Annotated in this window: 13 protein-coding genes; 6 read left to right on the top strand and 7 right to left on the bottom strand. The window is 55.2% G+C overall.

The window, feature by feature from the left end; translation table 11 throughout:
* Positions 1–8: 8 nt before the first annotated feature.
* On the bottom strand, positions 9–1,100 hold the full coding sequence (locus G462_RS0108715; protein ID WP_026958661.1) for a putative 2-aminoethylphosphonate ABC transporter ATP-binding protein: 1,092 nt from the start codon (positions 1,098–1,100) through the stop codon (positions 9–11).
* Positions 1,101–1,406: 306 nt separating this feature from the next.
* Here G462_RS0108715 and G462_RS22200 point away from each other — a divergent pair, with 306 nt between their 5' ends.
* Positions 1,407–1,790: a c-type cytochrome gene (locus tag G462_RS22200; protein WP_157360310.1), complete on the top strand. Its 384-nt coding sequence runs from the start codon at positions 1,407–1,409 to the stop codon at positions 1,788–1,790.
* On the opposite strand, the gene G462_RS22195 is transcribed toward G462_RS22200, so the two are convergent.
* The 3 genes from G462_RS22195 to G462_RS0108695 form a co-directional block, all read right to left on the bottom strand.
* On the bottom strand, positions 1,787–3,241 hold the full coding sequence (locus G462_RS22195; RefSeq protein ID WP_051326627.1) for an alpha-amylase family glycosyl hydrolase: 1,455 nt from the start codon (positions 3,239–3,241) through the stop codon (positions 1,787–1,789). The two genes, G462_RS22200 and G462_RS22195, sit on opposite strands and share 4 nt — an antisense overlap.
* 107 nt (positions 3,242–3,348) lie before the next feature.
* Positions 3,349–4,698 carry a (R)-1-hydroxy-2-aminoethylphosphonate ammonia-lyase gene (pbfA, locus tag G462_RS0108700; protein WP_026958660.1) on the bottom strand — a complete coding sequence of 450 codons (1,350 nt, stop codon included), beginning with the start codon at positions 4,696–4,698 and terminating at the stop codon, positions 3,349–3,351.
* A gap of 120 nt (positions 4,699–4,818) precedes the next feature.
* Positions 4,819–5,826: a putative 2-aminoethylphosphonate ABC transporter substrate-binding protein gene (locus G462_RS0108695; RefSeq protein ID WP_035477333.1), complete on the bottom strand. Its 1,008-nt coding sequence runs from the start codon at positions 5,824–5,826 to the stop codon at positions 4,819–4,821.
* A gap of 236 nt (positions 5,827–6,062) precedes the next feature.
* Between G462_RS0108695 and phnW the strand changes: the two genes are divergently transcribed.
* The 3 genes from phnW to phnX are packed head-to-tail and all read left to right on the top strand — an operon-like array spanning position 6,063 to position 9,390.
* Positions 6,063–7,163, top strand: coding sequence for a 2-aminoethylphosphonate--pyruvate transaminase (phnW, locus tag G462_RS0108690; protein ID WP_026958658.1), 1,101 nt, complete (start codon positions 6,063–6,065; stop codon positions 7,161–7,163).
* A 2-nt stretch (positions 7,164–7,165) separates the two neighbouring features.
* Positions 7,166–8,575 carry an aspartate aminotransferase family protein gene (locus tag G462_RS0108685; RefSeq protein WP_026958657.1) on the top strand — a complete coding sequence of 470 codons (1,410 nt, stop codon included), beginning with the start codon at positions 7,166–7,168 and terminating at the stop codon, positions 8,573–8,575.
* The gene (gene phnX / locus G462_RS0108680; RefSeq protein WP_026958656.1) at positions 8,572–9,390 is read left to right on the top strand and encodes a phosphonoacetaldehyde hydrolase; all 819 of its coding nucleotides are present in this window, start codon (positions 8,572–8,574) and stop codon (positions 9,388–9,390) included. Before G462_RS0108685 ends, phnX begins: the two co-directional genes overlap by 4 nt.
* A 160-nt stretch (positions 9,391–9,550) precedes the next feature.
* Here phnX and G462_RS0108675 read toward each other — a convergent pair whose 3' ends face one another.
* Positions 9,551–10,228, bottom strand: a complete 678-nt coding sequence (locus G462_RS0108675; protein ID WP_051326626.1) for a protein kinase family protein — start codon at positions 10,226–10,228, stop codon at positions 9,551–9,553.
* 135 nt (positions 10,229–10,363) lie between these two features.
* On the opposite strand from G462_RS0108675, the gene G462_RS0108670 reads away from it, so the two are divergent.
* Positions 10,364–10,765, top strand: coding sequence for an NUDIX hydrolase (locus tag G462_RS0108670; protein ID WP_026958654.1), 402 nt, complete (start codon positions 10,364–10,366; stop codon positions 10,763–10,765).
* 42 nt (positions 10,766–10,807) lie between these two features.
* Here the strand turns inward: G462_RS0108670 and G462_RS0108665 are convergent, their stop codons facing one another.
* Both G462_RS0108665 and G462_RS0108660 read right to left on the bottom strand, forming a co-directional pair.
* On the bottom strand, positions 10,808–11,455 hold the full coding sequence (locus tag G462_RS0108665) for a glutathione S-transferase family protein (RefSeq protein ID WP_026958653.1): 648 nt from the start codon (positions 11,453–11,455) through the stop codon (positions 10,808–10,810).
* Between the two features lie 111 nt (positions 11,456–11,566).
* On the bottom strand, positions 11,567–11,881 hold the full coding sequence (locus G462_RS0108660) for a hypothetical protein (RefSeq protein ID WP_026958652.1): 315 nt from the start codon (positions 11,879–11,881) through the stop codon (positions 11,567–11,569).
* A 190-nt stretch (positions 11,882–12,071) separates the two neighbouring features.
* On the opposite strand from G462_RS0108660, the gene G462_RS24910 reads away from it, so the two are divergent.
* A partial coding sequence (locus G462_RS24910) for an IS4/Tn5 family transposase DNA-binding protein (protein ID WP_245579543.1) occupies positions 12,072–12,358 on the top strand: 287 nt, incomplete at its 3' end.

Genomic DNA, 12,358 nt, shown 5'->3' with positions numbered 1-12,358 from the left:
GTGCTCTCCTAGCTGGCTAGCGCCGACGGATAGGCCAGCATGCCGCAGCTGCTGATATCGATATGGCGAACATCACCATCTTGCAACGCCAGCTTGGTGTGCGCCTCAATGCCGATATCGGCGATCACCAGCTCAGCCTCACTATCGTTTAGCAGCTCGCACTCAACGCGGTAGAAGGCCCCCATAAACTCCTGGCTGCAGACCTTCACTGGCAGGCTTTGCTCTGACGCGTCCACAAAACGTACGCGCTCAGGGCGCACCGCCAGTGATAGCAGCTCGCCCACCTCGGGTTGGTGGTTACTCAGCTCCGGCGAATCGAAGATAGACTCGGCGACTCTTAGTTGGCGCTTGGCCACAACCGAGCTCTCGATAAAGTTCATCTTGCCGACAAACTCGGCCACAAAACGACTGGCGGGCTGCTGGTAGATCTCCTGCGGAGTCCCCACCTGCTCAATCACGCCGTGGTTCATCACCACAATGCGATCCGCCATGGTGAGCGCTTCGTCTTGGTCGTGGGTCACCATAATGGTGGTGATGCCCAATTTGCGTTGCAGCTGGCAGATCTCGTCACGCAGATGGGTACGCACCTTGGCATCCAGCGCCGAAAGCGGCTCATCCAACAGCAGCAAGCCCGGCGACAAGGCCAAAGCACGCGCCAAAGCCACTCGCTGCTGCTGACCACCCGAGAGCTGATTCGGGAACTTGTGCCCCGAACCCGGCAGGCCAATCAGCGCCAGCCACTCATCAACCTTGCCCAAGGCGTCTTGGGTCGACATGCCCTGATTTTTCAGCCCCAGCGCGATGTTCTCTTGCACTGTCAGGTTGGGAAACAGGGCGTAAGACTGGAACACAATCCCGAAGTCACGTTTCTCCGGCGGCAGGAAGGTGGTATCCGCGCCGTTCTGGGTGATCTTGCCGCTACTTGGCAGGTCCAAACCCGCTATCGCTCGCAGCAAGGTGGTTTTGCCGCAACCCGATGGCCCAAGAAAGCACACAAACTCGCCTTTCTCGATATGGAGTGAAATCTCTTTGAGTGCGGTGAACTGGCCAAACTGCTTGGCCAGACGGTCAATCACCAGATAATGTTCAGAAGTGCTCATAACTGCGAAACAGCCCTAAATATTGGTATAGTCCAAAGAGTAGAGGGCAACTATTGCAATAAGATGACGACGTGTAGATCTCATCGCCCCCAACTGCAGCGAGCGATAGTGGAACAAGACAGTCGATGAACGTTTAGCGCTGCAGTGGATAAGCCCAACAGCGAGCGATCGTCAAATGATCCTTTTTCCGCAGGCGTGAAATGTTAACAGCGCCATGAAAACGCCTTGAGGTCAGGAAGAACAGCCACCACTGGTCTACGCTCAAAGCCAGACGTAAAGGCAGCATAGCGCTCTCTGGAGGTCTGTTTGAACAGTGGGATAGAGTCTTTTGCAACCGTGCTAATGACCATCGTTGCGATTCTGGTCATTGTGTTTATCTCAATTAATTTGGTCGATGCCAAAGGCGGCAATCCCACCCTTGGCAAAGATTTGTACCTTGAATACTGCATGCGCTGCCATGGCAAATATGCGCAAGGCAAGGGACCGGTAGCCACCGAGCAACTCAGCCCCCCGGCCAACCTGGTGCAAACCCTACGCAATCCGCTTACCAACGATACCTACCTGATCCACCAAGTGGTGCTCAGCGGCAAGCCGGAACAAGGGATGCCAGCATTTAAAACGATCCTCAGCCCGCAAGATGCGGAGAATATCTTTGCCTATATTCGTGCCTTGAGTAAGCGCGGTGGCTAGCGAACCGACTCCCCTTCCACAATCACATAGCCCCAAGGCCCTAACGTGAACTTCTCAAACTTATCAGAGGCGAGCTGAGCACCCTGTTGCATTAACACACGCGGCTTAGACGCCTCAAGTAGAGCGCTGACATCAAGCTCGCTAGCGCTCGATTGCGCACTGTAGTTGACCACCACTAGCAGTGGCTGGTGCCCTTCCCCTCTCCAGCGAATGCCGATTAACGGCGCGGCCAACTTGGTGTCGAGCAAGCACCACTGACCGCGATGAACCACTTCGCGCCCGAGCACCACCAACAGGTCGCGATAAAATTCTGCAAGCTCAGGGTTAGTCTGCTCCTGCGGGCCGCGATTAAGGTGCGGAGGAATATGGGTACGCCAACCTTCAAGCTGGCCGTGCTGGAAAAAGCGTAGCCCGGGGCTTAGGTAGCTCAGCAAGGCGGCTGCCTGATGCTGCTTATCAAAAAACACCTTGGCGGCGCGCTGCTCATCGTGGTTTTCTAAAAAGCGCGCCAGACGATGTTGGTAGTCAGGTTCGGCCCGCAGGTGGCCGGTGATATGTTCGGCGTCGCCGGCAATCAAGCGATCCAGCAGCTCCTTGTCGTAGGCGAAATTAAAGCCTTGTTGCTGCATCGCCCACTCACGCCCCCAATACACTTCGGCCATAAAGGTAAACGCGGGATGGGCCTGTTTGACCCGGGCAATCGCCTCTGGCCAGAACGGCGCGCACGCTCGCCCCCAGGTCTGCTCAAAGATATGCGGCTCGAGTAGCATCGCCATATCGCAGCGCAGCCCGTCGCATAGCTCGCTGATCCGCAATAGCTGTTGCAGCATCGCCTGATGACACTCGGGGTTGGCGTAATCAAGCTGAGCGGTATCGGGCCAGCCGGGGAAATAAGGGTCGCGGCCATGGGCGACAATGCGCGCAGGCTCGCCTAGCGCACTCTCACCAAGCAAATAATAGTTATCTGGCTGGCTTTCAAGCAGCGCCTGATCGCCTTGGATAAAGTAGTCCGGATGCGACTCCAGCCACGGGTGGTCCGGCGCCATATGGTTGGGGACAAAATCCAGCATCACCCGCAGCCCCGCGGCATGTGCCCGTTTGCGAAGCCTTAGCAGCGCGGCATTGCCACCGAGTTCGCCATGCACCTGATAGTCATACACCGCAAAACATGAGCCGGGGATATCGTCATCGCTTAGATCCGGCAGCGTGTGGCGAAACTCCTCCTGCCAGCTGGGGTGTTGGCGCGAGATCTGCTGACCAAGCGGCCCGGTCTGCCACACGCCCAGCAGCCATAGCCACTGAAAGCCTTGCTCGCGAAGTGCTTTTAACAAGGCGTCATCAATATCATCGAGGGTAGCGGCTCGGCCGAGCTGTTCGCTGAGCTTTCGCAGCTCGACTCGGGTGTTGAGTTGATAGAGTAAGGGGAAAGGAGAGAGGCTGGTCAGGCTCATAGGAATAACCATGCAGTTTACTAATCGCTTGATTATAAACTGCTATGCCTCTCTGGCAACGCGTCTAGCAGCGACTCTGGTAATACGACACCGCGCCGTTACGCCAGCTATGCCACAATCGCCGCCTCAATGGTGTCGGCGATAAACTTGGCGTCTTCCAAGGTGATCACCAGCGATGGGCGCAGGGTAATAATGCTGCTCTCAATCAATTTAAACGCCAAGCCGTTCTCGAAGCACTGGTACATGATCCGCTCCGCTTCTTCGACCCCACGCTGGCCGCTGCCATCAGCGCTTAGGATCTCAAGGCCGATATGCAGGCCGATGCCATCGACACTGCCAACGATGGGGTAGCTCGTTTGCATCTGCTTGAAGCGTTCCATCAAGTACTCACCCAACTTGGCGGAGTTCTCCACCAGTTGATGCATCTCGAGATACTCAATCATCGCCAGACCTGCCGCGCCACATAGCCCGTTTTTCTCGTGGGTGTAATGGCCCACCGACTGGGTCTCCAACACGTTGTACTTCTCGTTAACCACTACGCCTGCAAACGGCATCAGCCCGCCGCCGAGCGACTTGCCCAGCACCAAGATATCGGGGGTCACATAGTGCTCGCAGGCAAACATCTTGCCGGTGCGACCGAAGCCCTCGATGATCTCATCAAAGATCAACAGCGCCCCGTGCTCTTCACATAACAGCTTCACCTGCTGCCAGAAATAGCGCGTCGGCATCACCGGCGTGGCACTGATCGGTTCGCCCACCACACAGGCGATATCACCTTCTTTTTCAAACAAGGTGCGCATCTGACGAAGGATTTCATCATCGACTTGTCGCTGATCGGTAAAGCCCCAAGGGTTGTTTTGGTAGTTGGGGAAGTCCACATGCAGTGCGCCCGGCACCATCGGCCCAAGGCGTTTTTTAAACAGGCGCTCGCCGCCCAGGCTGGCCGATTGAAAGCCATTGCCGTGGTAGGAGTCCCAAAACGAGATGGTCTTCCATTTGTTGGTGTAAGACTTGGCGATCGACACCGCCAGCTCGATAGCCTCGGAGCCGCCCGGGCAGAACGATACCCGATCCAGCCCTTCAGGGGTCACCGCAATCAGCTTTTCCGCCAAGCCAACAATGTTGGAGTTGGTGTAGCGGCGCGAGGTAAAGGTGTTCTTGCTGCGCAGTGCGTCCACCACCTTTTCACACACATAGTCGTTGTTAAAGCCAGCGGCATGTACCCCGTTGCCGTGGCAGTCCAGATAGCGCTTGCCCGCCATATCGACAATGTAAGCGCCTTCGGAATGACTGAGTGCATGCAGCACCGGTGTGCTCAGGCTCTGGTGTAAAAACAGCTGCTGGTCTTTCTCCACCAGTTCGCGGGAGCGAGGGTCGAGGTGTTGCTGTTGGAACTGCGTACGCTGCTCGGACAGGTTAACATCGCCCTGTTCGCGACTGATTTGTTGATCGTTCATAGGTTAAGGCTCAGATTAAAAAGGTGCTGAAGAGCTAAAAAAAAACGGCCGAAGCAATGACATACCAAGCTTCAGCCGTTCAGGTAGCTAGATAGCGGAGCTATCTAGAGAAATCGCGAATTAAGACTTCGGCTCTGATTTCGCATCGAAGCGGTCAGACCAATCTTTTAGGACAACGGCACGCTCATCGCCCATACGCGCGAAGTCCATCTCTGCCATTTTCGCTTCCACATCTGGGAAGTTAGCAACTTCCGCTTTCACATCAACGTGACCAACCACTGGGTACATCTCAACGTACAGCTCGTTCGCCGCTTTTGAGATAGACCAGTCAACCACACGCTGCGCGGCTTCAGATGACTTAACTAGGCCAACCGCTTCAGATTCCCAGCCAATACCTTCAGGGGTAATCACTTTAATCGGTGCGCCTTGAGTCTTCAGCTTGGCGCCGCGGCTAGCCATAGAGATACCGATTGCCACTTCGCCCATCGCAGCCTGTACACAAGGCTTAGAGCCAGAGTGGGTGTAGTGAGCGATGTTGTCATCCAGGCGGGCCATGTAGTCCCAACCTTGCTCGTCGCCCATGTTTTGCAGCCACGCAGATACCTGCATGTAGCCGGTGCCTGAAGAGGCAGGGTTTGGCATGGCGATGTGGCCTTGGTACTCGGGCTTGGTCAGGTCTTCCCAAGACTCTGGTTTAGACAAGTTATGCTGCTGCGCAACGACTTCGTTAAAGCAGATTGCGTTGAAGAACGCGTCGTTGCCGTACCATGCTTGCTGCTGTTGTGGGTCGTTCAGGCTAGCGCGCAGCTGATCCAGACCTTGCGGGGTGTAGGGCTGAAGAATGCCTTCGTTTTTCAGTAGCGCCATGGAAGAGCCCGCCAGGCCCCAAACCACTTCGGCTTGTGGGTTTGCTTTTTCTGCCAATAACTTAGCGGTCATGATGCCGGTTGAGTCGCGTACCCACTTAATGGTAATCCCTGGGTTTTCAGCTTCAAAAGCATTCTTGTATTTAGCCAGGATGTCAGTTTCAAACGCAGTGTAAACCGTCACCTCTTGAGCAGCCACAGCGGCATTACTCATCAAAGCGACTGCGGCAGCCAGAGCTCCTAAAGCAAAACGGTTTTGCATGATTATCTCCAAATTCATGATTTTTGGTCTGTACCAGTTTGGTGATTTTTAAGGTAGGCGGGATATATGACGTTTGCATGAACGAAAAATGTCAGTTTTTCTAAATCGTGCTCGTCTGCGATGGATGAGCAAAACTACCCGTGAATCTTTTATGACACTGGTTGGAGAGCTATTTACCGCGCCATAGCGGGTTGTTAGAGTCTGCAGCAACTCTGGTATAGTCCAAATTGATTGATATGAAAAACGATTACCTACTGCTCACGCCCGGCCCGCTCTCTACCTCGGAATCGGTGCGGGTCGCCATGCTAAAAGACTGGTGCACCTGGGACGATGATTACAACAAAGACATCGTCGAAGTTATCCGCGGAAAACTAGTTGCACTGGCTACCAACCAGCCCGGCTATACCAGCGTGCTGATGCAAGGCAGCGGCACCGCCTCGGTGGAAGCCACCATCGGCAGCGCCATTGACCCGCAGGGCAAACTATTGGTGGTCAACAATGGCGCTTATGGCGCACGTATCGCCCAGATTGCCAGCTACCTCAACATCCCTTGTAAAGTGGTCGCACCGGGCGAGACGGCCCAACCATCGCTGGACGCCATTGCCCAACACCTTAAACAGGATGACAGCATCACCCATGTGGCAACGGTGCATTGCGAAACCACCACCGGCATACTCAACCCCATCGAGGCCATCTGTAAGCTGGCCAAGGACCATGGCAAGACCATGATCGTCGATGCCATGTCGAGCTTCGGCGGTATCCCAATGGACGTGGGCGAGCTGGGTATCGATTTTCTGATTAGCTCGGCCAACAAGTGTATTCAGGGTGTACCGGGCTTTGGCTTTGTGATTGCCAAGCAAAGTGAGTTGGATAAATGCAAGGGGCAGGCGCGTTCGCTCAGCCTCGACCTGTATGACCAATGGCATTGCATGGAAGTGAATCACGGCAAGTGGCGCTTTACCTCCCCCACGCATACCGTACGTGCCTTCTACCAAGCGCTGCTTGAGCTGGAAGCTGAAGGGGGGATTGCCGCCCGCCACAAGCGCTACAAAGAGAACCAAAAGGTCTTGGTGCAGGGCATGCGCTCGCTGGGCTTCACCCCGCTGTTGGATGAGTCGCTTCACTCACCGATTATCACCTCATTCTACTCGCCCGAGCACAGCGATTACGACTTCAAGCGCTTCTATCTCAACCTTAAGCAGCGCGGCTTTGTGATCTACCCGGGTAAGGTGTCCAACGCCGATTGCTTCCGCATCGGTAACATTGGCGAAGTCTACCCGGCTGATATCGAGCGGCTGATTGCCGCCGTGCAGCAAAGCATGTACTGGGAGGCCTAAGCGTGGACAGCAATAAGCTAAGCAGCACTAAAGCCAACAGTGAGCAGCACCTACGCAGCGAAGGCGACGTGAACACCACCGCCGCCCGCCAGCAGTGGAACAGCAATATCCAGCACCCCAAGACCCAAGCCTTGCTGGAGCGTGATGCCAACATCTTCTTACATCAAGCGATGTCGACGCCTTGTTTGGATAGCCTGCAGGCCGCCGAAGGGATCTACATCGTCGATAGCGCCGGCAAGCGCTATATGGACTTTCACGGCAACAACGTGCACCAGCTTGGCTATGGCCACCCTCAGGTAGTCAAGCGAGTGAGTGAGCAGATGGCCAGCCTGCCGTTTTCACCGCGCCGCTTTACCAACGAGGTCGCCATCGATTGCGCCGAGAAGCTGAGCGAGATCTGCGGCGGCGAGCTAAACCGGGTACTGTTCGCCCCCGGCGGGACCTCGGTGGTGGGCATGGCGCTTAAGCTGGCTCGCTTTATTACCAACAACTACAAGGTGGTCTCATTGTGGGACTCCTTCCATGGCGCATCGCTCGATGCCATCTCGGTGGGCGGCGAAGCCTGCTTCCGTGAAGGCATGGGCCCGCTGATGGCCGGGGTCGAGCGGATTCCACCGGCGGTGAGCTACCGTGGCGCCCTGCCCTCGCCCGATGGCAGCGACCTGCACTACGCCGACTATCTGGAATACGTGATTGAGAAAGAAGGCGGTATCGGCGCCTTTATCGCCGAGAGCGTGCGCAACACCGACGTGCAAGTGCCAAGCAAGGCCTACTGGAAACGCATCCGCGAGATCTGCGACAAGCACAATGTGCTGCTGATTATCGACGACATCCCCAACGGCCTGGGCCGCAGCGGCGAATGGTTTACCTACCAAGCCTACGATATCGAGCCCGACATCCTGTGCATCGGCAAGGGCCTGGGCGGCGGCTTAGTGCCGATTGCCGCCATGGTCACCAAAGACAAGTACAACAGCGCGGCACAGGTCTCGCTGGGCCACTACACCCACGAGAAAAGCCCACTAGGCTGTGCCGCAGCACTCGGCACCATCGAAGCGATTGAGCAAGAAAACCTGCTAGCGAAAACCCGCGATGACAGCCGCTATGTGGCCGAACGCTTGCACGCCATGCAGGCCCGCTACCCGCTTATCGGCGATGTGCGCGGCATCGGCCTGCTGTGGGGCGTGGAGCTGGTCACTGACCAAGACACCAAACAGCGCGCGCTGGATGAAGCCGAAGCGGTGCTCTACCAATGCCTCAACGACGGGCTGAGCTTTAAGGTGTCGCAGGGCAACGTAATCCAGCTCAGTCCGCCGCTGATTATTTCCCGCCAGCAGCTTTGCGAAGCGCTGGATATCTTTGAGCGCGCCATCGCTCAGGTCAGTCACGATTACAACTACGAGGTAAAAGCATGACCACGTCTTCTTCTGTACAAGCGGTTATCTTCGATTGGGCCGGCACCATTGTCGATTTCGGCTCCTTCGCCCCCACCAGCATCTTTGTTGAAGCGTTTAAACAAGGCTTCGACTTCGACATAAACCTTGAAGAAGCCCGCGCCCCGATGGGCCTTGGCAAGTGGGACCATATTCAAGCGGTGGGTAAGCTGCCCTCGGTGGATGCACGCTGGCAGGCCCAGTTTGGCCGCGCTATGAACGAGGCGGATATCGACGCCATCTACGCCGCCTTTATGCCGCTGCAAAAGGCCAAGGTGGCCGACCATGCGGCGCCGATCCTTAACACCATCGAGGTGGTGGATGGGCTGAAAGCCAAGGGCATTAAGATTGGCTCGTGTTCGGGCTACCCGCGCGAGGTAATGGACGTGCTGATCCCCGCTGCCCGTGACTACGGCTACCAGCCAGATTGTGTAGTGGCCACCGACGACCTGCCCCAAGGCGGCCGCCCGGCAGCGCATATGGCGCTGAAAAACCTGCTCGAGCTACAAGTCAGCGACGTGCGCCGCTGCATCAAGGTAGATGACGCCGCCCCGGGCATTACCGAAGGCCACAACGCCGGCATGTGGACTGTCGCCTTGCTACTCTCCGGCAACGAAGCGGGCCTTACCTTCGAGCAGTACCAAAACGCCGCACCAGCCGCACTGGACGTAGCCCGCGCCACCGCTCGCGAAAAACTCTCTGCCAGCAAGCCGCATTATATGATTGATACCATCGCCGACTTCCCAGAAGTGGTGGCCGATATCGAGCGCCGTATCGCCGCAGGCGAGCGCCCTTAAACGCGATTAAAACACTGTGAATTGGGTCGCGAGGGATTGCGAATCACGTAAGTAAGAAAAAACCCGCGCAAGCGGGTTTTCTTTTAGCTGATAGGCTGTTGGGTGGTGATTACAAGAACCACTTTAAGCCGACAGCCACACATAACTCCTATACCGGCCACTACTCATACTTGCTAGCCCAAGCAGCTACCTGCGCCTCAAACGGTGCTTTAATCGGCTCGCCGCTATTTATGGCGATGTTAATCGCATCGACCTGACCGTTTTGCTTAAAGCGCTTCATGCCCTCGCTGTTGGCCCAGTAGTAAAGCCCCCAGTTGCGCAGATCCCAGTGGCTGTCATAGGGGTTGTGCTCGTAATCAACGTAAAACAAGCGCCCCTGCAGCCAAACGAAGTTATCGGGGAAGTAGTCGATGTTTAATCCCGCCGATTTCAGGCTGTTGGCCATGGTGAAGACTTGGGCAACGCAGGCCTCGTTCAACGCTTGGGCAATCACCAGCTCGCTCACTGTTGGGCCATCAAGGAAGGTTTTGATTAAATAGCCATGTTCACGGTCGTGGGTCAACAACTCGGGTACCGCGATCCCTAACTGCTGCAAGCGCTGGTAGGCGGCGACTTCTAGATCCACCTTGTTGTTGTCGCCAAAATCATAGTACGGGCACGGCTCGTGATGCATCAGCTTGACCACGGCACTCCCCTCCGGCCCTTCCGCCAGATAGGAGTAGGCCGACTTACCTCTGGCCAGCAACTCGGTAAGGGTAAACACACCAATGCGGCTGTCTAGTTGACAGCCTTCAGCATTGGCCGGCGAGATTTCGCCGTCGCGGTGGTTGATTAGCATTGTGTCCCTCCCCGGTTTCGATTGTAATTGTCACACTTCAACCACCGTATCAATTGCGAGTCTCTTTAATACTGTTTTAGGTCAAGTGCTTATAAAGCAGCGGAATAAGCGGCTACACCGAACAAGGTAACAACCATGAGCAAATTCATCGACAAACTAGCGTGGCTGCGCATCGAAGACCACAAGGTGCTTTGCGTGCGCTCCAAAGGCAAGCAGCTGTTTTACATCCCCGGCGGCAAGCGCGACCCCGGCGAGAGTGACCAGCAGGCGCTGTGCCGGGAGATCCAAGAAGAACTGAGCGTAGCATTGGAGCCAACATCACTGGCGCTGTTTGGCACCTTTATCGACCAAGCCGACGGCAAAGACGATGGTACCCAAGTGCAGATCACCTGCTATCAAGCGGATTACCAAGGCGAGCTGGCGGTGGATTCAGAGATCGAAGAGTTGGCTTGGTTGGGCTATGACGATCTGCCACGCTGCTCGTTGGTGGTGAAGCAGCTGTTCGAGCACTTGTATCAAGAGGGATTGATTCGCTAGGCGGCGCTTGGGCCGCCTTAAGATATCGCGATAGCAGGCGAGCTAGAGTTGCTCGCCTACCTCTGCCTCATCAACCACATCGGTTTCCATGGCCGCTTCCGCCAGCCACTGCTGGATATGCGGGGAAGACAGGGTCTTTTCCATATACAGTCGGGCGTAGGAGTTTAGCTCGACTTGGTAGGTCATAAAGCGCAGTACCACTGGGGCAAACATCGCATCGACAATCGACCATTCGCCGAACAGCCAGCGACCGGGGTAGAGCTCCATCTGCTCGGCCCAGATCTGCTCGATGCGGGTGATATCAAGGTTAAGCAGCTCGGTGCGCTTTACAAAGCGGCGGGCGCGGCAGTTCATCGGCATCTGGCTGCGCAGCGCGCCAAAGCCTGAGTGCATCTCGGCGGCCAACGAGCGCGCCTTGGCGCGGGCCTTCGGATCACTTGGCCAGCCCTTGCCCTCAAGGTAGGTCTCGTTAAGGTATTCACAGATCGCCAGCGAATCCCATACCACCAAGTCATAGTCCACCAAGGTTGGCACTTTGGCGGCTGCGCCCAGCTCCGCAAGCTTGGCGTAAAACTGCTCGCTGAACAGCTTGAGCTTGACCGTTTCCACGTCCAAACCGAAGTGTTGGATCACCAACCACGGTCGCAGCGACCACGTCGAATAGTTCTGGTTACCAATGTAAAGCTGCATAGTCTCTCCTTGTTATGCGTTGATAGCTTAACAATTGACCGCCGCCTTGAACAGAATAGCGCCACTCTAAAGTGGCGCTATTTCAATCATTCTGAGCAGTAACAAGGCTTTTTACTTGGTCCGCGTCCAGACCATCTCAACAATACCCAAATCAATCACTAAGGTATTCCTGTCAGCAATGCGCATTTCTTCGCGCTGACCGTCGGTAACAAAAACCAAGTACTCATCTCCGCCGCGTTTCTCGACTGAGATTTTGTCCACCTTTTGCTTTTCGCCGTCGGACATCAGATAATTTTTACCGATCTCCAACTCAGAGACGATACCCAGCATGTTGTTTTGATAGGTGCCTTCATAACCATGCCCACCACCACAGGCACTCAATACGACAACCAAACAACAGCTCATAATCCAACGTAGCAAATTCATTGCATATTCCTTACTTAAGTTACTTTTCATCATGCGTTCACCACGATAGTTCAAGATGAATGCTTTGCAGCGGCGAGTCTATCGAAAGTAGGTATGGCAAACAAACCTGAGTTCAGGATTATTCTTAAATTTATCATATAGATACATTTTTTTGATGCTGCAATGACCAATGTTCATGAAACCGAACTAATTGAACAAAGTAACGCCGCAAACAACCATGGAAAAAGGCTGCATTGTGCCTGTCTCTTATACACAAATCCCCGAACATCGTTCGGGGATTTTTTTTGAACTCAATCCTCACCTTGTGATCAGATCATTTAGATTTCTCAATGAGATGGTTACGATGGACAGTTCAAACCCAATGGAGTGGGCACAAGCGCAGTTTAGTCAGGCAGAGCTCAATGACCCCAGACGTACTCAAAGGCTTATATCGCTAGCTGCTTCACTTGCCAGCCAACCCGGAGTCGCTGTGTCTAA

The organism is Aliagarivorans taiwanensis DSM 22990 (assembly GCF_000429505.1).
Classification (GTDB): domain Bacteria; phylum Pseudomonadota; class Gammaproteobacteria; order Enterobacterales; family Celerinatantimonadaceae; genus Aliagarivorans; species Aliagarivorans taiwanensis.
The sequence above is the reverse complement of the archived record's forward strand: the minus strand, read 5'-3'. Positions and strand labels throughout refer to the sequence as shown.

Excerpts from the sequence above, each read along its gene's own strand:
- G462_RS0108675 (WP_051326626.1), bottom strand. The coding sequence starts at position 10,228 with ATGCTAATCAACCACCGCGACGGCGAAATCTCGCCGGCCAATGCTGAA.
- phnX (WP_026958656.1), top strand. The coding sequence starts at position 8,572 with ATGACCACGTCTTCTTCTGTACAAGCGGTTATCTTCGATTGGGCCGGC.
- G462_RS0108715 (WP_026958661.1), bottom strand. The coding sequence starts at position 1,100 with ATGAGCACTTCTGAACATTATCTGGTGATTGACCGTCTGGCCAAGCAG.
- G462_RS0108660 (WP_026958652.1), bottom strand. The coding sequence starts at position 11,881 with ATGAATTTGCTACGTTGGATTATGAGCTGTTGTTTGGTTGTCGTATTG.
- G462_RS0108695 (WP_035477333.1), bottom strand. The coding sequence starts at position 5,826 with ATGCAAAACCGTTTTGCTTTAGGAGCTCTGGCTGCCGCAGTCGCTTTG.
- G462_RS0108665 (WP_026958653.1), bottom strand. The coding sequence starts at position 11,455 with ATGCAGCTTTACATTGGTAACCAGAACTATTCGACGTGGTCGCTGCGA.
- G462_RS0108670 (WP_026958654.1), top strand. The coding sequence starts at position 10,364 with ATGAGCAAATTCATCGACAAACTAGCGTGGCTGCGCATCGAAGACCAC.
- G462_RS22195 (WP_051326627.1), bottom strand. The coding sequence starts at position 3,241 with ATGAGCCTGACCAGCCTCTCTCCTTTCCCCTTACTCTATCAACTCAAC.
- phnW (WP_026958658.1), top strand. The coding sequence starts at position 6,063 with ATGAAAAACGATTACCTACTGCTCACGCCCGGCCCGCTCTCTACCTCG.
- pbfA (WP_026958660.1), bottom strand. The coding sequence starts at position 4,698 with ATGAACGATCAACAAATCAGTCGCGAACAGGGCGATGTTAACCTGTCC.